This is a genomic window from Streptomyces sp. NPDC002104, from assembly GCF_053593795.1.
Window position 1 is genome coordinate 1 of record NZ_JBSFDF010000014.1, and the last position, 20,791, is coordinate 20,791.

Sequence of the window (20,791 nt, forward strand, 5' to 3'; positions counted from 1 at the left end):
AGGAACCTCATCCACCGAAATGGACGGGGTATCAACTTTTTGGCGTTGATTTTTGGCACGCTGTTGAGTTCTCAAGGAACGGACGCTTCCTTTGTTCCTGTTTCCAGGCCCTCCGGGCGCTTCCTTCGTTTCCAACTCTACCAGATCATTTCCGTTGTCGTTTCCGACTCTGGATTTGAATTCGGTGACCGTTGGGGGTCTTTGCCTTTCGGCGCTCCACCACATTAGCGCTTATCCCGTGCGGCTCATAATCGGCCGTTCGGAATCGAATTCGGGCATGCCGAATAAGACCCCGCCAGGGGTAAGTCGTAGGTGTTGGGTTGGCCGCTCCGGGGGTCTGCTGATAGCAGTGCCCCGTTCAAGCGGCTCGGGCTACGTTAGGCGTCCGCCGGGGCCGAGTCAAGTCGAGCGGCGGCGTGGTGCGTGGGCGCGGTACGGACTCACCGTCGGGTCGTGGGTGATCCAGTAGCGGTACGGGTGGGCCGCGCCGGCGCCTCCGACCCCGGTGCGCGGACCGGTGCTCAGCAGGTCGGGCGGCACGGGGGTGCCGGCGAGCAGGGACAAGGGGGAATCGGGGCCGGCGCAGAGGTCCGTACCGTCCAGGGAGCGGTCCACGGCCAGGGCGGTGGCCAGGCGGGCCGGGCCTTTGGCCAGTTCTCGGTCGGTTCTGGCTGAAATCCGACGTTTGCGGGCTTGATCCGCGCCCACGGTGATCTCTCCGGCCCGGAGCAGCACTCCGCTCGCGTGGCCCGGCGGGCCGCAGACCAGGTTCAGGCTGAACCACATGCCGTAGATGAAGTAGACGTACGCGTGTCCGGGTGGACCGAACATCGACGCGTTGCGCGCCGTCCGGCCGCGGTAGGCGTGGGAGCCCGGGTCGGTTTCGCCCTCGTACGCCTCCACCTCCGTGATGCGCAGCTCCATGGGGCCGTCCGGGGTGCGGCGGACCAGGGTGCGGCCGAGGAGGTCCGGGGCCACGGTCAGGACCGGGCGGTCGAAGAAGGACCGGGGCAGGGGCGTACGGTCGGGGCGCGCGCTCATCCGGTCGAGCGTAGTGGACTGCGCGCTCCTGCAACCGGGGCCTAAGGTTCCGCGTTTGTAGGGGTAGTACCGCGCGGAGTGGCGCGCGTCTTGCCGAGCAGGATTTTTCGAGCACGTCGTAGTCGTAGTCGTAGTCGTATAGGGGAGTCAGAGCATGGGGTTCAGGAAGCTGTTCGCGAGCCTGGGTGCCGGTGGTGCTTCGGTCGACACCGTCATCACCGAGCCGAACGTCGTGCCGGGCGGCATCGTCCAGGGCGAGGTCCGGATCCAGGGCGGATCCGTGGAGCAGCAGATCGAGGGGCTGTCCGTCGGGCTCCAGGCGCGGGTGGAGGTGGAGGGCAACGACCAGGAGTACAAGCAGGACGTGGTTTTCACCAAGCAGCGCCTCGGTGGTGCCTTCCAGGTGCAGCCGGGCGCCCTGCACGTGGTGCCGTTCGGGCTGGAGATCCCCTGGGAGACGCCGATCACCCACTTCGGGGGGCGTCAGCTGCACGGGATGAACATCGGGGTCAGCACGGAGCTGGAGATCGCGCGCGCGGTGGACGCCGGCGACCTCGACGCGATCAACGTGCACCCGGTGCCGGCGCAGCAGGCGATCCTCGACGCCTTCGCGCAGCTGGGCTTCACCTTCCGCAGCGCGGACATGGAGCGCGGGCACATCCGGGGGACGCGGCAGACGCTGCCGTTCTACCAGGAGATCGAGTTCCTGCCGCCGTCGCAGTTCCGGGGGCTGAACCAGGTCGAGCTGACCTTCGTCTCCGACGGGCGCGAGATGGACGTCGTCCTGGAGATGGACAAGAAGCCGGGGCTGTTCAGCGAGGGCAGCGACACCTTCCGCTGCTTCCAGGTCGGGCTGCAGTCCTACCAGGGCACCGACTGGGCGGCCTACCTGAACCAGTGGATCTCCTCGGTGGGTTCGCAGCGCAACTGGTTCTGAGCGGCGGGCCACCCCCTAGGCTCGGTCCCGGTACAGGTACCGGTCAGCGTCGACTCGATCCAGCAGGAGGTTCCGTAGTGGCCGAGCAGAACAGGGCACCGCTCCCCCACGATTTCCACCCGGCGGTGCACGCGTTCACGGTGAGCAGTGCGGATCTGGAGCCCGGGGCCGATCTGGGCTCCGACCAGGTGCTGTCCGGCGCGAACGTGTCGCCGCAGTTGCGGTGGGAGGGGTTCCCCGAGGGGACGAAGAGCTTCGCCGTGACCTGCTTCGATCCGGATGCTCCGACGGGCAGCGGGTTCTGGCACTGGGTGCTCTTCGATCTGCCGGCGTCGGTCACCGAGCTGCCGGCCGGGGCGGGCACCGGAAAGTTCGAGGGGCTGCCCGCCGGGGCCGTGCACGTGCGCAACGACTACGGCACGCAGGACTTCGGCGGCGCGGCTCCCCCGGCCGGGGAGCGGCACCGCTACGTGTTCACCGTGTACGCGGTGGACCAGGAGAAGCTCGGCCCCGGCGCGGACGTGTCGCCGGCCGTCGTCGGGTTCAATCTGCGGTTCCACACGCTGGGGCGTGCGCAGCTCGTCGGTGAGTACGAGGCTCCCGCGGGCTGAGCATTCCTGACGTCGTTCTCCGAGCGTTTGCCCGGTCCTGGTCTAAAGACGGCCAGGACCGGGCATTTTTATTGCGTTGTCCCGCGTGGCGCGCGCGACCAGAGTGGTTGCGGGCCTTGCCGCCAGGGTGGTCGCGGGCCTGCACACGGGAGGTGGGCGAGATGCGGGACACGCTGGTGCTGAACGCGAGCTTCGAGCCGCTGTCGACGGTGACGATGAACCGGGCTGTGGTGCTGGTGCTCCAGGACAAGGCCGTGGTGGAACAGGCGCATCCCGAGTTCCGTGTGCGCGCGGCCACGATGGACCTTCCGCTGCCGCGGGTGATCAGGCTCTGCAGGTACGTACGGGTGCCCTTCCGGAGACATGCTCCCTGGTCACGTAGGGGGGTGTTGATCCGGGACCAACACCGGTGCGCGTACTGCGGGAAGCGTGCGACGACCGTGGACCACGTGCTTCCGCGGGCTCAGGGGGGCGGGGACACCTGGCTGAACACGGTGGCCTCCTGCTCCGAGGACAACCACCGCAAGGCGGCCCGGACTCCGGAGGAGGCGGGGATGCCGCTCCTCCGGAAGCCCTTCGTTCCCTCGCCGGCCGACGCGATGCTGCTCGCGCTGGGGGTGGGCGGGCGGGAGGCGCTGCCGGAGTGGCTGGAGCGTTCCGCGTAGGGCGGTCCGTGATCGCGTAGGGCGGGATCGTCCCGCCGGATGGACGGCTGCGCTGGGCGGCGTACGTTTTCTACGTCGCTCAGCGGAGCAGCAACTGGACGATCGCGATGATCCCGACGGTCACGATGACGGCGCGGAGCGCGGTGGGCGGCAGGCGGCGGCCGACCTTCGCGCCGAGCTGGCCGCCGATGGTGGAGCCGACGGCGATGAGCAGGACCGCCGTCCAGTCGAACTCGGCGACGAAGAGGAAGAAGACGGCCGCGATGCCGTTCACCATGGCCGCGACGACGTTCTTCACCGCGTTGATCCGCTGGAGGTCCTCGCGGAGCAGCAGGCCCATCAGCCCGAGGTAGAGCACGCCCTGGGCGGCACCGAAGTAGCCCCCGTACGCGCTGGAGAGCAGCGTGCCCGTCAGCAGCAGCGGGCCGCCGTCGGGATGGCTCGTATCGCCTCCCGCGGCCTCCTGGCGCCTGCGCAGGGCCGCGGCGAGCCGGGGCTGGAAGACGACGAGCACGAGGGCCAGGCCGATCAGGACGGGCACGATCGTGTCGAAGGAGTCCGACGGCAGGGTGAGGAGCAGGATCGCGCCGGCCAGTCCGCCGACGAGCGAGACGGCGCCGAGCCGGATGATGCGGGCGCGCTGGCCCTGGAGCTCCTTGCGGTAGCCGATGGCTCCGCTGATGGAACCGGGTACGAGGCCCAGGGTGTTGGAGACGTTGGCCGTGACCGGTGGCAGGCCGGTGGCCAGGAGCACCGGGAAGGTGATCAGGGTGCCGGAGCCGACGATGGTGTTGATGGTGCCGGCGCCGATGCCGGCCGCGAGGACCGCGAGTGATTCCCAGATGGACATGGGCGGGGTCGTCCCCTTTGCATGAGTGAGTCGCCTCCCCGCCGTGAAGGTCGGGGGGCCTCACTGATCATGCCGGAGGGGACGTCCCGTTCGGGCCGTCGGGGCCGTTCAGTCGATCGGGGGCTGCTCGCGGCGTTCCGCGGCGTCCTTGTCGCGGGCGGCGGGGATCCCGCCGGCGGGGCCGGCGGCGCCCCCGTCCTTTCCGGTGTTCTGCGGGTTGAAGCCGGAGGCGGCGCCCATCGGGCCGAAGTTGCCCATGGCCCCGGAGAGGCCCTTGAGGGCGTCGCCGATCTCGCTCGGCACGATCCAGAGCTTGTTGGCATCGCCCTCGGCGAGCTTCGGGAGCATCTGGAGGTACTGGTAGGCGAGGAGCTTCTGGTCGGCGTCGCCGGCGTGGATGGACTCGAAGACCGTACGGATGGCCTGGGCCTCGCCCTCGGCGCGCAGGGCCGCGGCCTTGGCGTCACCCTCGGCGCGCAGGATGGAGGACTGCTTCTCACCCTCGGCGCGCAGGATCTCGGACTGGCGGACACCTTCGGCCTGGAGGATCGCGGCGCGCTTGTCGCGGTCGGCGCGCATCTGCTTCTCCATCGAGTCCTGGATGGAGGTCGGCGGCTCGATGGCCTTGAGCTCGACGCGGTTGACGCGGATGCCCCACTTGCCGGTGGCCTCGTCGAGGACTCCGCGCAGGGCCGCGTTGATCTCCTCGCGGGAGGTCAGGGTCCGCTCCAGGTCCATGCCGCCGATGATGTTGCGGAGCGTGGTGACGGTGAGCTGTTCGATGGCCTGGATGTAGCTGGCCACCTCGTACGTCGCGGCGCGGGCGTCGGTCACCTGGTAGTAGATGACGGTGTCGATGTTGACGACCAGGTTGTCCTGGGTGATGACCGGCTGCGGCGGGAAGGGGACGACCTGCTCGCGGAGGTCGATCCGGTTGCGGATCGAGTCGATGAACGGGACGACGATGTTCAGGCCCGCGTTGAGGGTGCGGGTGTAGCGCCCGAACCGTTCGACGATGGCGGCGCTGGCCTGCGGGATCACCTGGATCGTCTTGACCAGTGCGATGAAGACCAGAACCACCAGAATGATCAGAACGATGATGATCGGTTGCATGCGGTTCCCCGTGCCCTTCCGGCTGTCTGTGCTGCCCCGTTCAGCGGAGTCTCGCAGACCCCGGGGCCGCGGGTCTCATGATCCGTCACATGACGACGGCGGTCGCCCCGTCGATCTCCACGACGTCGACGGACTGGCCCGGTTCGAAGGTGATGTCCGCGTCCAGGGAGCGCGCCGACCAGATCTCGCCGGCGAGTTTGATCCTGCCCCCGCCGCCCGCGTCCACGCGTTCCAGGACGAGGGCACTGCGCCCCCTCAACGCGTCGATTCCGCTGCGGTGTTGGGGTTGCTGATTGCGGTGCCGGCCGGCGATCGGGCGGACGACCGCGAGGAGTGCGACCGATACGGCCACGAAGACCAGGACTTGGGCGACCACTCCCCCGCCCAGGGCCGCCGTGACGGCGGCCGCCACCGCTCCGGCGGCGAACATGCCGAACTCGGGCATCGCGGTCAGGACGAGGGGTATGCCCAGTCCGACCGCGCCGATGAGCCACCACACCCACGCGTCGATGTCCACATGGTCATGGTAGGTCGGGTGGGCGCGGTCCGGACAGGGTGCGGGTGCCCTCCTGGTGCGCGAACTCCCGCACCCGGTGGGCGAACTACCGCAGGGGCAGGCCCTGGGCGGTCCAGCGGTCGCTGTCGTTGCGCTCGACGACGAGCGGCAGGCCGAAGCAGAGGGAGAGGTTGCGGGAGGTCAGTTCGAGGTCGATGGGGCCGGCCGCGACCACCTTGCCCTGACGGATCATCAGCACGTGGGTGAAGCCGGGGGCGATCTCCTCGACGTGGTGCGTGACCATGATCATCGACGGGGCGAGCGGATCGCGGGCGAGCCGGCCGAGGCGTCGTACGAGGTCCTCGCGGCCGCCGAGGTCGAGACCGGCGGCGGGCTCGTCGAGCAGCAGCAGCTCGGGGTCGGTCATCAGCGCGCGGGCGATCAGGGTGCGCTTGCGCTCGCCCTCGGAGAGGGTGCCGAACTTCCGGTCGAGGTAGGGCGTCATGCCGAGGCGGTCGAGGAAGGCGCGGGCGCGCTGCTCGTCGATGTCCTCGTACTCCTCCGTCCAGGTGGCCGTCATGCCGTACGCGGCGGTGAGGACGGTCTCCAGGACGGTCTGGCGCCTGGGCAGCTTGTCGGCCATCGCGATGCCGGCCATGCCGATGCGGGGGCGCAGCTCGAAGACGTCCACCTTGCCGAGGGTGCTGCCGAGGATGGTGGCGGAACCCTTGGTGGGGAAGAGGTAGCTGGAGGCGAGGTTCAGCAGCGTGGTCTTGCCGGCGCCGTTGGGGCCGAGGATCACCCAGCGCTCCCCCTCCTTGACCGACCAGGAGACCTGGTCCACCAGAGCCCGGCCCTCGCGGACCACGGATACGTCCACCAGCTCCAGAACATCGCTCATGAGCGTGTTGTCTCCCCTTGCAGTCTCGGTACGTCTGTGCGCCGCCCGTCCATGGGCGCAGCCCCAGGGGAAAACCTACGCCACTCGGGGAGGGGTCCGGGCGCGGGCCCGGGTCCAGGGGGCCGTCCGTAAAGTAGGGGGATGCTTTTCGAACCGCGTTCAGGGCGGCTGGCCGCCTGGGGGAACGCTCTGCTGGCCGGTCTCGTCTCGCCCGACGAGGCCGTGTTGTCGATCGTGGGCGAGGACGCCGTGCACCGGGTGGAGGGACTGCCCGGGGAGACCGGCCCGGTGGGTCTCACCCTGGCGCTGGGCCGGCTGCGGGTGCTGGGCGTGAGCGGGCTGCGGATCGCGCTCCCGGCGCCCGGGCATCCGCTGGGGCTGAGCGGGCCGCCGGAGTTCAACGCGAGGGCGCTGGACGCGGAGGAGGCGGTCGTCGCGGTGGGTGCGGCGGTCGGGCTGGTCCCGGAGGTGCACGAGGCCGGGCCGGCGGGTGATGTGCACGTGTCGGTGACCTGGCACTGCCTGCCCGTACGGGAGGCCCCGCCGGCGGACGTGCCGTCGCTCGGCGAGGCCGAACGGGAACTGGCGGAGGCGCTGCGCGAGGCCACGGTGGTGCTGACCCGGCTGGACGTGGCGGGATCCGGGCCGGTCGCGGAAGCGGCGCTGTCCGCGTACCGGGCGCGGACGGAGGCCGGACGGGACGCGCTGGCGCCGGGGTATCCGGCGCGGGCGGTACGGGTCCTGTCGCTGGCGCAGCGGGTGGACCTGATGGTGTCGCTGGCGACGGAGCGCGGGCACGGCGCGGCGGTGGCCGCCTCGGAGATGGCGGCTCGGGCGGAGGCGCTGCGGCCGGTGGAGCGGGTGGCCCGGCGGGCGCTGGTCGCGGCGTACAACTCGGCGGTCGAGGAGCGGTTGCGCTAGCCGCTTGGTGCGGGGTGGGGGTGCGGCGCCGCCCCGCGAGCGCCCCCGGCTGCGCCGGCGGGGCTGAGTGTGCCCGGCTGCGCCAGGAGGCCGCCCCTGCGGAGCGAATCCGGCGGAGCGGTGCCGGTGCCGTCCGCGTCGGACGCGGCTCGGCCCCGCGGGCCCGACGGCCCCGCCGGCCGGCGGCCTGCCCAGGGGGACGCGGTGGGTGCGGGCGCCCGCGTCACGAGGGACCCCGGAGCGGGGCCCGTGCTGCCTCAGGTACGAGATCGGCACCGCTTCCCGGGGAGAGGGGAAGCCGGGCCGAAGGTCGGGCCTCTGTATGGGCCCCGCGGCTGCGTCGGCACGTCTGCCGCCCCGGTCGGAGGCCGAGCCGGTGGGGCGCGGCCTGCGGAGCCGTACGAGTGCCGCGTCACGGGGCGGGTGCGAACGCCCGTTCCACGAGGGACCGCGGAGCGGTGCCCGTGCCGCCTCGGGCATGGAATCGGCCCCGCTTCCCAGGGAGAGGTGGGGAAGCGGGGCCGAAGTTCCGGCCGCTGCACGGGCCCGCGGCTGCGCCGGCCCGCCTGCGCCGCCGGTCGGAGGCCGGCGCAGCGGGGCGAAGCCTGCGAAGCAGTGCGAGCGCCGCGTGGAAACGGGGTGCGGTGCGAGCGCTGCGTTATGACGGGGTGCAGTGCGAGCGCCGCGTCAAAAGGCCCGGCGGTGCGAGCACCGCGTCAAGAAGGCCAGCAGTGCGAGCGCCGCGTCCAGAAGAGCTAGCGGTGCGAGCGCCGCGTCAAAAGGGCCAGCGGTGCGAGTGGCGCGTCGGGGGAGGTCGGGCTAGTTGTTCACGCCCGTGTTGCCCCAGGCGCCGTTCAGCAGGCCGATCACGTTGACCGAGTTGCCCACCACGTTCGCGGGGATGTGGACGGGGAGCTGGAGCTGGTTCCCCGCGGCCACGCCGGGCGAGTTCAGGGCCTCGCCCTCCGCCGACGCACCGCCGTGCGCCGACGAGACACCGGCGCCGGCGGCCAGGAGGCCACCCGCGATCATGGTGACGGCGGTGGCCTTCTTGAAGTTCTTCACGTTCTCGTCCTCCAGTACGTCTGCCGCGGCCAGCCGCCGCGGCACGCCATGGAGAACGCTCATCCGGCGGACCGGATGCGCCATGTGGGCTACATACACCCGACCGTATGAATCACTGCTCGTATGCGTTACTGCGCGATGCCGTGTCTGACGGCCCACAGCGCCGCCTGGGTGCGGTCCGCGAGGTCCAGTTTCATCAGGATGTTCGAGACGTGCGTCTTGACCGTCTTCTCCGACAGGACCAGCGCACGGGCGATCTCCCGGTTCGAGCGCCCGTCCGCTATGTGGTGGAGCACCTCGCGCTCGCGGTCCGTCAGGTTGCCGCCGCGGCCGGAGGACGGGCCGGGGCCCTCCTCGGCGAGCAGGGCGCCGGCGACCTCCGGCTGGAGGAGGACGTGGCCCGCGTGGACCGAGCGGATGGCGGCGGCGAGGGCGTCGGGGTCGATGTCCTTGTAGACGTAGCCGGCCGCGCCCGCGCGCAGGGCGGGGACCACCGTGCGCTGCTCGGTGAAGCTGGTGACGATCAGCACGCGCGCCGGGTTCGCCAGCGTGCGCAGCCTGCGCAGGGCCTCGATGCCGTCGGTGCCCGGCATCTTGATGTCCATCAGGATCACGTCGGGGCGCAGTTCCTCCGCGCGGTCGATGCCCTCGTCGCCGTCGGCGGCCTCGCCGACGACCTCTATGTCGTCCTGGACCTCCAGGAAGGTGCGCAGGCCCCGCCGGACCACTTGGTGGTCGTCCACGAGCAGTACTTTGATGCCGTCGCCTCGGCCCGCCGTGTCAGCCACCGGGTACCTCCAGTTCGATCGTGGTGCCGGTGCCGGGCTCCGAGCGCACGGTGAGCCGGCCGCCGACGCCGGCGGCGCGGTCCCGCATGGAGACCAGGCCGAGGTGCCGGCCCGCCCGGCGGACGGTGGGTGGGGAGAAGCCGGTTCCGTCGTCGGTCACCCGGAGCAGGGCTCCGCCGGTCTCCCTGCGAGTCAGGGTGACCTCGATCCGCTCGCCCGCGGAGTGGCGCAGGGCGTTGTGCAGGGCCTCCTGGGCCACGCGCAGGACCGCCTCCTCCTGGGCCGCGGGCAGGGCCCGTACGCCGTCGCAGGTGAAGGTGACGTGCGCGGCGTGGGCCCGGTCCAGGACGCGGACCTGGTTGCGGAGGGTGGCGACGAGGCCGTCCTCGTCCAGGGCGGCGGGGCGGAGCTCGGTGACGGCCGCGCGCAGTTCGTCGGCGGCCTCGGCCGCGAGGACGGCGACCTGCTGGAGCTCGTCCTTGGCGCGGGCCGGGTCGCGGTCCACCAGGGCGGCGGCGGCCTGCGCGGTCAGGCGCAGCGAGAAGAGCTTCTGGCTGACCGCGTCGTGCAGCTCGTGGGCCAGGCGGGAGCGCTCCTCGGCGATGGTCAGCTCGCGGCTGCGCTCGTAGAGGCGGGCGTTGGTGAGGGCGATCGCGGCGTGCTGGGCGAGGAGGGAGAGGAGCTCCTCGTCCTCGTCGGTGAAGCCGCGTGCGCCGCCCGGGGCGCTCCGCTTGTTCGCGAGGAAGAGCGCGCCGAGCGTCTCCTCGCCGTCGCGGATGGGCAGCCCGAGGAAGTCGGACATGTCGGGGTGGGCGGCGGGCCAGCCCTCGAAGCGGGGGTCCTTCCGTACGTCGGCGAGCCGTTCGGGGCCGTTCTGGTGGAGCATCGCGGCGAGGATGCCGTGCTGGCGGGGCAGCGGGCCGATCGCCCGCCACTGCTCCTCGCTGATGCCGTCCACGACGAACTGGGCGAAGCCGCCGTGGTCGTCCGGGACGCCCAGCGCGGCGTACTCGGCGTCGAGCAGCTCGCGGGCCGAGACGACGATCGTGCGCAGCACGTCGCGGACCTCCAGCCGGCGGCTCATGGCGAGCAGCGCGGTGCTCACGGCGGCCAGGCCGCCGCCGCGGGGGCCGCGGGGTCCGGGGTGACTGGCCTCACGCGGGTGCATGGCCTCACGGTACTCGCGGGGCCGTGGCGGGCGGATCGGGCCCTGGACGTAGGGCCCGGCCAAGGCACGGCGTAGGGCCCGGCCGGGGCGCGGCGTAGGGCCAGGCCTAGGCCGTCACTTCCGGACCTCGCGGGCCCGGCGCGATCCGGAAGGGACGGCTTAGGACGAAGGGACCCGGCGGGGTACGGCCCGTGGCCGAGGCGGCGGGGGCGGCCGGGTTCCTACGTTGGGGGCATCTGCAAGGCGTTCGGAAGACGAGGGGTGCGGTCATGTCGGTGGCGATGGTGACGGGGGCGTCGAGGGGGCTGGGCCGGGCGGTGGCCGGGGAGCTGGCGGCCCGGGGCTGGGACCTGGTGCTGAGCGCACGGGGCGCGGGCCCGCTGGTGGAGGCCGGGGAGGCCCTGCGGGCCGCGGGGGCGCGGGTGACGGTGGTGGCCGGGGACGTGTCCTCGGCGGCGCACCGGGCGGAGCTGGTGGCGGCGGCGCGGGCGCTGGGCGGGCTGGACCTGCTGGTGAACAACGCGGGCGTGCTGGGGGCGGAGCCGCTGGTGCCGCTGGCGGTGCACCCGCTGGAGGGGCTGCGCGAGGCGTTCGAGGTGAACGTGGTGGCCCCGCTGGGGCTGGTCCAGGAGGCGCTGCCGCTGCTGCGGGCGGCGGGCGCCGGGGCGGTGCTGAACATCAGCTCGGACGCGGCGGTGGTGGCGTACGGGACCTGGGGGGCCTACGGGGCGACGAAGGCGGCGGGGGACCTGATGTCGGCGGTGCTGGCCGTGGAGGAGCCGGAGCTGCGCGTGTGGTGGGCGGATCCGGGCTCGATGCGGACGCGGATGATGGCGGCGGCCGAGCCCGGGGAGGACCTGGCGGGGCTGCCGGGCCCCGAGGAGGTGGCTCCGCTGCTGTTGAGGCTGGTGGCGGAGCGGCTGCCGAGCGGCCGCTACACGGCGCGGGGCCTGAGCGGGGTGGAGCGGTGAACGGGGAGGGCGCTCGGGGGGTACGGGAGAAGGGACTGTATATAAGGGACATTCCGCCAGGTCTTGCGGCCCGGGTTCCCGCCGAGCAGCGAGGGCCGGGCCGGGGGCGGGACTCGGTGCGGCTGCTGGTCTCGCAGGGCGCCTCGGAGGTGTCGCTGCGCGCCTTCCGGGAGCTGCCGGGGCTGCTGCGGGCGGGGGACGTGCTGGTGGTGAACACCTCGGTGACGCTGGCGGCCGCCGTGGACGGGCGGCTCGGCGGCGAGGAGCTCGTCGTGCACTTCTCCACGCGCGGGAACGACGGCCGCTGGGCGGTGGAGCTCCGCGACCGGGAGCGGGTGGGCCGGGCCGTACGGGGGACGACCCGGCCCCGGGCCGGCGGGCCCGCCGGGGCCGTCGTGGAGCTGCCGGGCGGGTGGCGCCTGGTACTGGAGGAGCCACTGGCCGCGGGGGCGGACCGGCTGTGGTGGGCGCGGCCGGCGCCGCCGCGGGGGCGTACCGGGGAGGTGCCGGCGCTGCTGGGCTCGTACGGGCGGCCGATCCGGTACGGCTACACGGAGCGGGACCAGCCGCTGTCGGCGTACCAGACGGTCTTCGCGGTGCCGCGGGCCGACGGGGCGGGTTCGGCGGAGATGCCGAGCGCGGGCCGGCCGTTCACGGCGGAGCTGGTGGCGGAGCTGGTGCGCCGGGGGGTGCAGTTCGCCCCGCTGACCCTGCACACGGGCGTGGCCTCCCAGGAGGCGCACGAGCCGCCGTACCCGGAGCGGTACGAGGTGCCCGTGACGACGGCCCGGCTGGTGAACGCGGCCAGGGCGGCGGGCGGGCGGGTGATCGGGGTGGGGACCACGGCGGTGCGGGCGCTGGAGTCGGCCGCCGACGGGAACGGGGTGGTGCGGGCCGCCGGGGGCTGGACCGGTCTGGTGGTGACGCCGGAGCGCGGGGTGCGGGTGGTGGACGGCCTGCTGACCGGGCTGCACGAGCCCGAGGCCTCGCACCTGCTGATGCTGGAGGCGGTGGCCGGACGGGAGGCCGTACTGCGCGGGTACGCCTCGGCTGTAGCGAACCTGTGCCTCTGGCATGAGTTCGGGGACGTCCATCTGCTACTCAAGGATGAGAACGGTCACGGAACGGATTGCTGCCGCAACGGTTGGTGAGATTGATACACGCCCGATGTGAGCCCGCACATAGGACGCACATCACTTACGAAGCTCCCTAGTGGACGCATAAACGCGCTGTTAGCGCTGGCTTGCATGCGCCGGGCCCCGAAATCGGGGCTCGGCCGCGGCCCCTGATCCACTAAGCGGGATCGTACGTCACACCTTTGCCACAGGTTTTTGCCACCGCTAAGAATTGCTCTCGCCGCACAGCGCCGCGGATCCCGGATCCGGCAGGCGCTTTCCTGCGGGCCCCGCTATTCGAAGAGGTTGCTACGCATGACCGAGACCAGCACTCCCGGCCACAGTCGTCGTCTGACGATGACGAAGGCGCACAAGCTTTCCATCGCCGGTGTAGCCACCCTGGGCGCCGCCGCCCTCGCCTTCTCCCTCGTCCCGGCCAACGCCAGCGAGACGCAGACGGTCGTCGCCGCCCCCGTCGCCTGGGCCAAGGTCGTCGACGGCGCGCAGACGCAGGCCGTGCAGCAGCACCTCACCGTTCAGCAGGTCGTCGCCAAGCAGCAGGCCAAGGTCGCCGCGGACGCCAAGGCCGCCCAGGTCGCCAAGGACGCGGCGGCCGCCAAGGCCAAGGCCGAGGCGGACGCGAAGAAGGACCGCGAGCAGAAGGCCGCCGCCAGCCGTTCCGCGACCCGCACGCCGGTCTTCGCGAACAACCTGGACGGCTGGATCAAGGAAGCCCTCTTCATCATGAAGCGCGAGGGCATTCCGGGCACCTACGCCGGGATCCACAAGAACATCATGCGCGAGTCCAGCGGTAACCCGCTGGCGATCAACAACTGGGACATCAACGCCCAGAACGGCATCCCCAGCAAGGGTCTGCTCCAGGTCATCGCCCCGACCTTCAAGGCGTACCACGTCAAGGGCACCAAGTTCGACCTGTACGACCCGGTCGCCAACATCGTCGCGGCCTGCAACTACGCGGCCGACCGTTACGGCTCCATGGACAACGTCAACAGCGCCTACTAGGCCTGCGGCGTCCTTCCAAGCCCCCCATGCGCCTCAGGGCGGCCCCGGTGTTCCGGAGCCGCCCTGAGGCGTTTCGTGGTTGCCTGCTCGCTTCCCCGATCCCTTGCCCGCCTACTTGCCCGCGCGCATGACCTCGGGCTCGTGGCGGCGCAGCAGTCGCTGGACGGCGAAGCCGCACGCGACGCCGAGGAGCAGCAGGACCGTGATGTTCAGGCTCCACTGGCCGACCGTGGCGTCCCAGAGCGGGTCGGTGTTGGTCGGGTTCTCCGCGTCCCACGGCGGCATGAGCACGCCGAGGTTCAGCGTGGTGCCGGCGGCGGCGATCGCCCAGCGCGACGGCATCAGCCAGGCGAACTGCTCCAGGCCCGGGGAGTCGTAGACCTGGAAGAGGATGCCGGTGAAGACGACCTGGACGATCGCGAACATGACGAGCAGCGGCATGGTCTTCTCGGCGGTCTTCACCAGCGAGGAGATCACCAGGCCGAACATCATGGACGTGAAGCCGAGCGCGATGACCGACAGGCAGATCTCCACGGCCGGCGGCATCAGCAGACCCTCGGCGGGCAGGTCGCGCGGGTAGAAGCCGATCGCGCAGATGATCACGCCCTGGATGGCCGTGATGACACCGAGGACGATCACCTTCGAGGCGAGGTACGCCGACCGGGACAGGCCGGTCGCGCGCTCGCGCTCGTAGATCACGCGTTCCTTGATCAGCTCGCGGACCGAGTTCGCCGCGCCCGAGAAGCACATGCCGACCGCGAGGATCAGCATGATCGTGCCGGCGTCGCCGTTGAAGCGGGACGGCGCCACGGGCGGCGCGAGTCCGAACTTCGCGGGGATGACGACGGAGACCACGCCGAGGACCGCCGGGAGGATCAGCATCAGCCCGATGAAGCCCTTGTCGGACGCGATGACCGACATGTAGCGGCGCATCAGCGTCCAGAGCTGGGAACCCCAGGCCTGCGGCTTCGGCGGCCGGGTCGCCTGCACGGCGGGCTGGACCGACTGGGGGGCGACGGCGTCGATGTCGGCGGCGTAGAGCTGGTAGTGCTGCGAGCCCTTCCAGCGGCCGGCCCAGTCGTAGTCGCGGTAGCTCTCGAAGGCGGAGAACACGTCGGCCCAGGTGGAGTAGCCGAAGAAGTTCAGCGCCTCGTCCGGCGGGCCGAAGTACGCGACCGAGCCGCCCGGGGCCATGACCAGCAGCTTGTCGCAGATGGCCAGCTCGGCGACCGAGTGCGTGACGACGAGGACCGTGCGGCCGTCGTCGGCGAGGCCGCGCAGCAGCTGCATGACATCGCGGTCCATGCCCGGGTCGAGGCCCGAGGTGGGCTCGTCCAGGAAGATCAGCGAGGGCTTGGTCAGCAGCTCCAGGGCCACGGACACGCGCTTGCGCTGGCCGCCCGAGAGCGAGGTGATCTTCTTGTCCTTGTGGATGTCGAGCTTGAGCTCGCGCAGCACCTCGTCGATGCGTGCGGCGCGCTCGGACTCGGCGGTGTCGCCCGGGAAGCGGAGCTTGGCCGCGTACTTGAGGGCGGTGCTGACCTTCAGCTCCTTGTGCAGGATGTCGTCCTGCGGGACCAGGCCGATGCGCTGGCGGAGCTCCGCGAACTGCTTGTACAGGTTGCGGTTGTCGTAGAGGACGTCGCCCTCGTTGGCCGGGCGGTAGCCGGTCAGCGCCTTGAGGAGCGTCGACTTGCCGGAGCCGGAGGGGCCGATGACGCCGATCAGCGACTTCTCCGGGACGCCGAAGGTGACGTCCTTGAGGATCTGCTTGCCGCCGTCGACCGTGACCGTGAGGTGGCGGGCCGAGAAGGAGACGTCACCGGTGTCGACGAACTCCTCGAGGCGGTCCCCGACGATCCGGAACGTCGAGTGGCCGACGCCGACGATGTCGTTCGGGCCGAGCAGCGCGGTGCCGGACTTCGCCAGCGGCTGGCCGTTGACGTAGGTGCCGTTGTGGCTGCCGAGGTCGCGGATCTCGAAGCGGCCGCCCGGCATCGAGTGGAACTCCGCGTGGTGGCGGGAGACCTGGAGGTCGGAGACCACCAGCTCGTTCTCCAGCGCGCGGCCGATGCGCATGACGTGGCCCAGCGCGAGCTGGTGGAACGTCGTCGGGCTGCGGTGGTCGCCGTAGCCCGGGGTGCCGCCGCCGCCCGGCTGGTGCTGCGGCTGCTGCTGGTGCTGCGGCTGCTGCTGGTGCTGCTGCGGGAACGGCTGGGCCTGCTGCGGCTGCTGGGCCTGCTGCTGCGGGAACGGCGCGGCCTGCCGGCCCTGCTGTTCCCAGGCCTGCGGCTGGGCCTGCGCCTGCTGTGCCTGCTGTGCCTGCGGCTGCTGCGCGTACGCCTGCGCGGGCGACTGCTGCGCCACGGCCGGCTGCGGGGTCTGGGCGGCCGCCGCGACGGGGTTCAGCCTCGGCCCGTCGGTGGCGTTGCCCAGGTGCACCGGCGTACCGGGTACGAGCTCGGCCTGCTGGACCCGCGCCCCGCGCACGTACGTGCCGTTGGTGCTGCCGTGGTCCTCGATTCCCCAACCCCGCCCGTTCCAGGCGATGGTGGCGTGCCGCCACGACACCCGGGCGTCATCGATCACCACGTCTCCCTGGGGATCGCGCCCCAGCGAGTACGACCTGGACGGATCGAGCGTCCAGGTCCTTCCGTTCAATTCCAGTACGAGTTCCGGCACTCCAGCCCCACTTAAGTCCCCCGAGAATCCCCCATGACGTCAGGGAGTCTAGGGATGGCGAACATCCGGGGGAACTATTTCAGGCGCACGGCCACAAGAGGAATCCGGCCCCGCCGGGGTGTCCGAAAGGGGGGACGGGCGGGGGCCGAAAGACACCCGGAGCATGCGATAAGGGACGTCTCGCACGGGTACGGGACGGGTCGCGCCCCCGGGTCCGGACAGGTCCGCCCGGGGAGACGTCCCTGACAGACGGGCGGCTCGTTTCGGCGTACGCTCGCCGGTCCCGACAGAATGGTTATCGGACAATGGACGTCCGCTCCCCCCACGCCCCCGTTCCACCCCCAGGACTGCAATGACGCGTACAGAGCACGCCGCGCGGCCCGAGACCGAGCGACCCCCACCGCTCGGCCCCCGGCGCTCCGCCCTCGGAGCGCGTCGGGCGCTGCGGCAGCGCCCGGCGGCCGCGCTGGTCTGGCTGCTGCCCGCACTGGCGACCCTCGGTGCCGGCCTGTACCGGATCGGCACCCCGGTGCTGTGGCACGACGAGCTGGCCACCCTCACGGTGGTCCGCCGGCCCCAGGGCGCACTGATGGACATGCTGCAGCACGTGGACGCCGTGCACGGCGCCTACTACCTGCTGCTGCACTACTGGATCGCGCTCTTCGGCGACTCCCCCGCGATGCTCCGGCTCCCCACCGTGCTGGCGATGGCCGGGGCGGCGGCCTGCGCGGCCCTGGCCGGCCGGCGGATGTTCGGTGCCCGCGCCGGACTGACCGCGGGCCTGCTGTTCGCGCTGATCCCGGCCGTCACCCGGTACGCGCAGGAGGCCCGGTCGTACGCCTTCGTGGTGCTGATCGCGGCAGTGGCGCTGCTCCTGCTGCTGCGGGCCCTGGAGCGGCCCCGCCCGCTGCGCTGGCTCTGCTACGGGGCTTCGGTGGCGGCGGCCGGCTACCTCCACCTGGTGTCGCTGGTCTTCCTCGGCGCCCACGCGGTCGGGGTCGCCCTGCACTGGTGGAGGGAGCGGAGCCAGTGGCGGATCCCCGCCGGCTTCGTGCTCGCGGCCGCACTGGGCGTGGCCTGCACCTACCCGCTGATGAAACTGGGCGAGGGGCAGGCCGGCCGGCAGATCGGGTGGATACCCAAGCCGCAGCCGGGCGACCTGGCCGGGATCTGGCCGCAGGTCTTCGCCAGCACCCCGATGGCGGCGCTGCTGTTCCTGGCCGCCGCGCTCGCCTGGGGCAGCGACCGCAAGGGGTCGGTGCTCTTCGCCGCGGCCGCGGCGATGCTGCCGGTGATCACCGTGTGGGCGATCTCGCAGCAGGCCGACGTCTCCTACTTCATGCCGAAGTACCTGTTCTTCGTCCTGCCCGCGTGGGCGGTGCTGGCCGGCGCCGGCATCGCACTGGTCCCGGTGCGCGGGGTGGTGGCGGCGCTGCTGGCGGTGACGGTGATGGTCGCCCCCGACCACGTGGCCGTGCACCGGCCGCTCTCGCACGGCGTGTACACCTACCCCGAGCCGGTCGCCTGGTTCACGCCGCTGGACTACCGGGCGGCGGCCGGGATCGTCGCCGCGGGCTACCGGCCGGGCGACGCGGCGGCGTACGGGCAGCAGCAGTTCTCCCCGTGGTGGGGCGTGGACACCGGTGTCACGTACTACCTGCCGCCCGGCATCCACCTGCGGGACATGCTGCTGGGCCGGAGCGGCGAAGAGCTCGACGACCTGTGGCCGACCCTGTCCCCCGACGCCACGAAGACGCTGGACACCGTGGCGCCGCCGCGGATCTGGCTGATCTCCAAGGACGACGGCGGCGACCCCTTCACCACCCTTCCGCCCGAACACGCCAAGGCCCTGCGGGACCGGTACGTGCAGAAGAGCTACCGGCAGGTCCCGGGCATTTCAGTCGCCCTGCTCGTGCACCGCTGACATCCGGTCCCGGAGGGTGGGACGGGGGTCCTGAGCGGGGGGCGGGGAAGATACGGTGAGGGCACCATGAGCGCTTCGCAGACCTCCGACGTCCCCACCCTCCTCGTCAAGATCTTCGGCAAGGACCGTCCCGGGATCACCGCCGGGCTGTTCGACACCCTCGCCGCCTACTCCGTCGACGTCGTCGACATCGAGCAGGTCGTCACCCGAGGCCGCATCGTCCTGTGCGCCCTCGTCACCCACCCGTCCGCCGGCACCGAGGGCGAGCTGCGGGCCACCGTCCACAGCTGGGCCGAATCCCTCAAGCTGCAGGCCGAGATCCTCTCCGGCACCGGTGACAACCGGCCGCGCGGCAGTGGCCGTTCGCACGTCACCGTGCTCGGGCATCCGCTCACCGCCGAGTCCACGGCCGCGATCGCCGCACGGATCACCTCGACCGGCGGCAACATCGACCGCATCTTCCGGCTCGCGAAGTATCCGGTGACGGCGGTGGAGTTCGCCGTCTCCGGCACCGCGACCGAGCCGCTGCGCACGGCGCTGGCCACCGCCGCCGCGCAGATCGGCGTCGACGTGGCCGTGGTCTCGGCCGGGCTGCACCGCCGGGCCCAGCGCCTCGTCGTCATGGACGTGGACTCGACCCTGATCCAGGACGAGGTCATCGAGCTCTTCGCCGCGCACGCCGGCTGCGAGGCCGAGGTCGCCGAGGTGACCGAGCGGGCCATGCGCGGGGAGCTGGACTTCGAGCAGTCCCTGCACGCCCGGGTCGCGCTGCTGGCCGGGCTGGACGCCTCCGTGGTGGACAAGGTCCGCTCCGAGGTGCGCCTCACCCCGGGCGCGCGGACCCTGATCCGTACGCTCAAGCGCCTCGGGTACCAGGTGGGCGTGGTCTCCGGCGGGTTCACGCAGGTGACGGACGATCTGCGGGAGCGGCTCGGGCTGGACTTCGCCTCCGCCAACACCCTTGAGATCGTCGACGGGAAGCTGACGGGCAAGGTCACCGGCGAGATCGTGGACCGGGCCGGCAAGGCCCGGCTGCTGCGCCGGTTCGCCGCGGAGGCCGGCGTACCGCTGGCCCAGACGGTGGCCATCGGTGACGGCGCCAACGATCTGGACATGCTGAACGCCGCCGGGCTGGGCGTGGCCTTCTGTGCCAAGCCGGTGGTCCGCCAGGCCGCGCACACCGCGGTGAACGTGCCGTTCCTGGACGCCGTGCTCTACCTGCTCGGGATCACCCGCGAAGAGGTCGAGGCCGCCGACCTGGCGTGACGGGCACCTCCGGCTCCACGAGGCAGCGGGCCCCGGCACTTCGACCGTGCCGGGGCCCGCTGCGTATGCGTGGTCGTCGGGGCGTGCGCGTCAGCTGTGCGGGGTCCAGAAGTCCAGCAGGGTGCCCACGCCGTGTTCCACGGACTTCCACGAGCCGGTGAAGGAGACGACGGCGATCCCGGAGGTCGGGAAGCCGCTGCGGTTCATCCGGGCGAGCACGTCGCCCTGCGCGCTTCCGGCGAGGGCGTCGGCCAGGGCGTGCATGCCGGGGTTGTGGCCGATGACGAGGAGGTTCTTCACCTCGTCGGAGGTCTCGTTGAGCAGGGCGATGAGCTCGCCCAGCGAGGCTTCGTAGAGCCGTTCCTCATACGTGGTCTTCGGCCGGTGCGGCAGCTCCTGGACGGCCAGCTTCCAGGTCTCCCTGGTCCGGGCCGCACTGGAGCAGAGGGCCAGGTCGAAGGTGATGCCGGTCTGGGCCAGCTTCTGGCCGGCGGCCGGGGCGTCGTGACGGCCGCGCTCCGCCAGGGGGCGGTCGTGGTCCGTGCCGTCCGACCATTCGGCCTTGGCGTGCCGGAGGAGGACGATCCTGCGGGGTGTGTCGGCGCTCATGACTCCCAGCTTCGCATGAATCGAGCCACGGGGCGCAGGGTGTTGAGAGCGTCCCCCGCAGGTGTGGCGGGTGGGGGACGCACCCCGGCGCGCGGCCGCACGGACGGGCTCCCCGCGGCCGGCTCCCCGTGGCTGGCGCCCCGTCAGCCGACGGCGTCGAGCAGCCGTTGGGTGACGTGGACGAGCACCGAGCCGTCGCCGGAGGCCGCGTGGGCCTGGCCGGATCCCGCGAGGAGGACGAGCAGGAGGCCGAAGGCGAGGGCGGGCAGGGCGAGCGCCCACCAGGGCAGCCGGGCATCGGCCCCGGCGGCGCGGGAAGCGGACCGGCGGCGGGGCGCCAGGTGCTTGGGGGCCAGCTGCGTGGGGGCCGACATGGCCGCCTCCGTGGGTGCGTCGGACGGGCTCGCTCTTGCTCTTCGAATCTAAGGATCCGAGCAGGCGGTTCCCATCCGGGACGCACCCCAGATGTCCCTGAGCCTGACCCCCTAGGGGTTGGGGGGTTAACCCCACCCCGGGGCGTCCCCTACGGCGAGGCGAGGGTCGCGATGACGGCGATGATCACGGTCACCAGCAGCATCGCGCCCAGCACGAGGCCGAGCTTGCGATGGCCGTTCTGGGGGTTCGGTTCAAGTACGGGCGACATGC

General features: G+C 71.8%; 22 protein-coding genes. 10 read left to right on the forward strand and 12 right to left on the reverse strand.

Going from position 1 to position 20,791, the window contains the following annotated elements; translation table 11 throughout:
* Positions 1-228 (forward strand): hypothetical protein (locus ACWCP2_RS14810; RefSeq protein WP_351382095.1); only part of this gene is annotated, 228 nt, incomplete at its 5' end.
* Between the two features lie 171 nt (positions 229-399).
* Here the strand turns inward: ACWCP2_RS14810 and ACWCP2_RS14815 are convergent.
* A complete protein-coding gene (locus ACWCP2_RS14815) occupies positions 400-1,041 on the reverse strand; it encodes a DNA-3-methyladenine glycosylase (protein ID WP_450908968.1) in 642 nt (213 codons plus the stop codon).
* A 154-nt stretch (positions 1,042-1,195) separates the two neighbouring features.
* Here ACWCP2_RS14815 and ACWCP2_RS14820 point away from each other — a divergent pair, with 154 nt between their 5' ends.
* The 3 genes from ACWCP2_RS14820 to ACWCP2_RS14830 all read left to right on the forward strand — a co-directional run bounded on the left by ACWCP2_RS14820 (position 1,196) and on the right by ACWCP2_RS14830 (position 3,254).
* The gene (locus ACWCP2_RS14820) at positions 1,196-1,978 is read left to right on the forward strand and encodes a sporulation protein (protein ID WP_450908969.1); all 783 of its coding nucleotides are present in this window, start codon (positions 1,196-1,198) and stop codon (positions 1,976-1,978) included.
* Positions 1,979-2,055: 77 nt separating this feature from the next.
* Positions 2,056-2,589 (forward strand): YbhB/YbcL family Raf kinase inhibitor-like protein, encoded by a 534-nt coding sequence (locus tag ACWCP2_RS14825; RefSeq protein WP_450908970.1) that lies wholly within the window; start codon positions 2,056-2,058, stop codon positions 2,587-2,589.
* A 161-nt stretch (positions 2,590-2,750) separates the two neighbouring features.
* On the forward strand, positions 2,751-3,254 hold the full coding sequence (locus ACWCP2_RS14830; RefSeq protein WP_243338573.1) for an HNH endonuclease: 504 nt from the start codon (positions 2,751-2,753) through the stop codon (positions 3,252-3,254).
* Between the two features lie 79 nt (positions 3,255-3,333).
* Here the strand turns inward: ACWCP2_RS14830 and ACWCP2_RS14835 are convergent, their stop codons facing one another.
* From ACWCP2_RS14835 to ACWCP2_RS14850, 4 genes are all read right to left on the reverse strand, one after another.
* A complete protein-coding gene (locus ACWCP2_RS14835) occupies positions 3,334-4,104 on the reverse strand; it encodes a sulfite exporter TauE/SafE family protein (RefSeq protein WP_450908971.1) in 771 nt (256 codons plus the stop codon).
* 108 nt (positions 4,105-4,212) lie between these two features.
* A complete protein-coding gene (locus tag ACWCP2_RS14840) occupies positions 4,213-5,217 on the reverse strand; it encodes an SPFH domain-containing protein (protein ID WP_450908972.1) in 1,005 nt (334 codons plus the stop codon).
* Between the two features lie 85 nt (positions 5,218-5,302).
* Complete coding sequence (locus tag ACWCP2_RS14845; protein WP_450908973.1) at positions 5,303-5,734, reverse strand: NfeD family protein; 432 nt, start codon at positions 5,732-5,734, stop codon at positions 5,303-5,305.
* Positions 5,735-5,819: 85 nt separating this feature from the next.
* Positions 5,820-6,614: an ABC transporter ATP-binding protein gene (locus ACWCP2_RS14850; RefSeq protein ID WP_450908974.1), complete on the reverse strand. Its 795-nt coding sequence runs from the start codon at positions 6,612-6,614 to the stop codon at positions 5,820-5,822.
* A gap of 141 nt (positions 6,615-6,755) precedes the next feature.
* On the opposite strand from ACWCP2_RS14850, the gene ACWCP2_RS14855 reads away from it, so the two are divergent.
* Positions 6,756-7,535 carry a hypothetical protein gene (locus ACWCP2_RS14855; RefSeq protein WP_450908975.1) on the forward strand — a complete coding sequence of 260 codons (780 nt, stop codon included), beginning with the start codon at positions 6,756-6,758 and terminating at the stop codon, positions 7,533-7,535.
* Positions 7,536-8,354: 819 nt separating this feature from the next.
* Here ACWCP2_RS14855 and ACWCP2_RS14860 read toward each other — a convergent pair.
* From ACWCP2_RS14860 to ACWCP2_RS14870, 3 genes are all read right to left on the reverse strand, one after another.
* Entirely contained in the window at positions 8,355-8,600 is a 246-nt protein-coding gene (locus tag ACWCP2_RS14860; RefSeq protein ID WP_243338617.1) for a chaplin, read from the reverse strand.
* 128 nt (positions 8,601-8,728) lie between these two features.
* On the reverse strand, positions 8,729-9,388 hold the full coding sequence (locus tag ACWCP2_RS14865) for a response regulator (RefSeq protein ID WP_450908976.1): 660 nt from the start codon (positions 9,386-9,388) through the stop codon (positions 8,729-8,731).
* Positions 9,381-10,556, reverse strand: a complete 1,176-nt coding sequence (locus ACWCP2_RS14870; RefSeq protein WP_450908977.1) for a GAF domain-containing sensor histidine kinase — start codon at positions 10,554-10,556, stop codon at positions 9,381-9,383. Before ACWCP2_RS14870 ends, ACWCP2_RS14865 begins: the two co-directional genes overlap by 8 nt.
* 269 nt (positions 10,557-10,825) lie before the next feature.
* On the opposite strand from ACWCP2_RS14870, the gene ACWCP2_RS14875 reads away from it, so the two are divergent.
* The 3 genes from ACWCP2_RS14875 to ACWCP2_RS14885 all read left to right on the forward strand — a co-directional run bounded on the left by ACWCP2_RS14875 (position 10,826) and on the right by ACWCP2_RS14885 (position 13,665).
* A complete protein-coding gene (locus tag ACWCP2_RS14875; RefSeq protein WP_450908978.1) occupies positions 10,826-11,527 on the forward strand; it encodes an SDR family NAD(P)-dependent oxidoreductase in 702 nt (233 codons plus the stop codon).
* The gene (locus ACWCP2_RS14880; RefSeq protein ID WP_450908979.1) at positions 11,524-12,678 is read left to right on the forward strand and encodes an S-adenosylmethionine:tRNA ribosyltransferase-isomerase; all 1,155 of its coding nucleotides are present in this window, start codon (positions 11,524-11,526) and stop codon (positions 12,676-12,678) included. The genes ACWCP2_RS14875 and ACWCP2_RS14880 overlap by 4 nt, the downstream gene beginning before the upstream one ends.
* A gap of 279 nt (positions 12,679-12,957) precedes the next feature.
* Positions 12,958-13,665 (forward strand): transglycosylase SLT domain-containing protein, encoded by a 708-nt coding sequence (locus ACWCP2_RS14885; RefSeq protein ID WP_450908980.1) that lies wholly within the window; start codon positions 12,958-12,960, stop codon positions 13,663-13,665.
* A 111-nt stretch (positions 13,666-13,776) separates the two neighbouring features.
* On the opposite strand, the gene ACWCP2_RS14890 is transcribed toward ACWCP2_RS14885, so the two are convergent.
* Positions 13,777-16,347 (reverse strand): FHA domain-containing protein, encoded by a 2,571-nt coding sequence (locus ACWCP2_RS14890; protein ID WP_450908981.1) that lies wholly within the window; start codon positions 16,345-16,347, stop codon positions 13,777-13,779.
* 352 nt (positions 16,348-16,699) lie between these two features.
* Between ACWCP2_RS14890 and ACWCP2_RS14895 the strand changes: the two genes are divergently transcribed.
* Positions 16,700-18,271, forward strand: a complete 1,572-nt coding sequence (locus ACWCP2_RS14895) for a glycosyltransferase family 39 protein (RefSeq protein ID WP_450908982.1) — start codon at positions 16,700-16,702, stop codon at positions 18,269-18,271.
* 66 nt (positions 18,272-18,337) lie between these two features.
* On the forward strand, positions 18,338-19,537 hold the full coding sequence (gene serB, locus ACWCP2_RS14900; RefSeq protein ID WP_450908983.1) for a phosphoserine phosphatase SerB: 1,200 nt from the start codon (positions 18,338-18,340) through the stop codon (positions 19,535-19,537).
* 90 nt (positions 19,538-19,627) lie between these two features.
* Here serB and ACWCP2_RS14905 read toward each other — a convergent pair whose 3' ends face one another.
* From ACWCP2_RS14905 to ACWCP2_RS14915, 3 genes are all read right to left on the reverse strand, one after another.
* Positions 19,628-20,146 carry a SixA phosphatase family protein gene (locus ACWCP2_RS14905; RefSeq protein ID WP_450908984.1) on the reverse strand — a complete coding sequence of 173 codons (519 nt, stop codon included), beginning with the start codon at positions 20,144-20,146 and terminating at the stop codon, positions 19,628-19,630.
* Between the two features lie 143 nt (positions 20,147-20,289).
* On the reverse strand, positions 20,290-20,520 hold the full coding sequence (locus ACWCP2_RS14910) for a hypothetical protein (protein WP_450908985.1): 231 nt from the start codon (positions 20,518-20,520) through the stop codon (positions 20,290-20,292).
* A gap of 149 nt (positions 20,521-20,669) precedes the next feature.
* Positions 20,670-20,789 (reverse strand): SGM_5486 family transporter-associated protein, encoded by a 120-nt coding sequence (locus ACWCP2_RS14915; RefSeq protein WP_328297916.1) that lies wholly within the window; start codon positions 20,787-20,789, stop codon positions 20,670-20,672.
* Between the last annotated feature and the right edge of the window lie 2 nt (positions 20,790-20,791).

What these genes read in the sequence shown, in the direction of transcription:
- ACWCP2_RS14815 (WP_450908968.1), bottom strand. Translation starts at nt 1,041, where the DNA reads ATGAGCGCGCGCCCCGACCGTACGCCCCTGCCCCGGTCCTTCTTCGAC.
- ACWCP2_RS14820 (WP_450908969.1), top strand. Translation starts at nt 1,196, where the DNA reads ATGGGGTTCAGGAAGCTGTTCGCGAGCCTGGGTGCCGGTGGTGCTTCG.
- ACWCP2_RS14830 (WP_243338573.1), top strand. Translation starts at nt 2,751, where the DNA reads ATGCGGGACACGCTGGTGCTGAACGCGAGCTTCGAGCCGCTGTCGACG.
- ACWCP2_RS14835 (WP_450908971.1), bottom strand. Translation starts at nt 4,104, where the DNA reads ATGTCCATCTGGGAATCACTCGCGGTCCTCGCGGCCGGCATCGGCGCC.
- ACWCP2_RS14840 (WP_450908972.1), bottom strand. Translation starts at nt 5,217, where the DNA reads ATGCAACCGATCATCATCGTTCTGATCATTCTGGTGGTTCTGGTCTTC.
- ACWCP2_RS14850 (WP_450908974.1), bottom strand. Translation starts at nt 6,614, where the DNA reads ATGAGCGATGTTCTGGAGCTGGTGGACGTATCCGTGGTCCGCGAGGGC.
- ACWCP2_RS14855 (WP_450908975.1), top strand. Translation starts at nt 6,756, where the DNA reads ATGCTTTTCGAACCGCGTTCAGGGCGGCTGGCCGCCTGGGGGAACGCT.
- ACWCP2_RS14870 (WP_450908977.1), bottom strand. Translation starts at nt 10,556, where the DNA reads ATGCACCCGCGTGAGGCCAGTCACCCCGGACCCCGCGGCCCCCGCGGC.
- ACWCP2_RS14875 (WP_450908978.1), top strand. Translation starts at nt 10,826, where the DNA reads ATGTCGGTGGCGATGGTGACGGGGGCGTCGAGGGGGCTGGGCCGGGCG.
- ACWCP2_RS14885 (WP_450908980.1), top strand. Translation starts at nt 12,958, where the DNA reads ATGACCGAGACCAGCACTCCCGGCCACAGTCGTCGTCTGACGATGACG.
- ACWCP2_RS14895 (WP_450908982.1), top strand. Translation starts at nt 16,700, where the DNA reads ATGACGCGTACAGAGCACGCCGCGCGGCCCGAGACCGAGCGACCCCCA.
- serB (WP_450908983.1), top strand. Translation starts at nt 18,338, where the DNA reads ATGAGCGCTTCGCAGACCTCCGACGTCCCCACCCTCCTCGTCAAGATC.
- ACWCP2_RS14905 (WP_450908984.1), bottom strand. Translation starts at nt 20,146, where the DNA reads ATGAGCGCCGACACACCCCGCAGGATCGTCCTCCTCCGGCACGCCAAG.
- ACWCP2_RS14910 (WP_450908985.1), bottom strand. Translation starts at nt 20,520, where the DNA reads ATGTCGGCCCCCACGCAGCTGGCCCCCAAGCACCTGGCGCCCCGCCGC.
- ACWCP2_RS14915 (WP_328297916.1), bottom strand. Translation starts at nt 20,789, where the DNA reads ATGTCGCCCGTACTTGAACCGAACCCCCAGAACGGCCATCGCAAGCTC.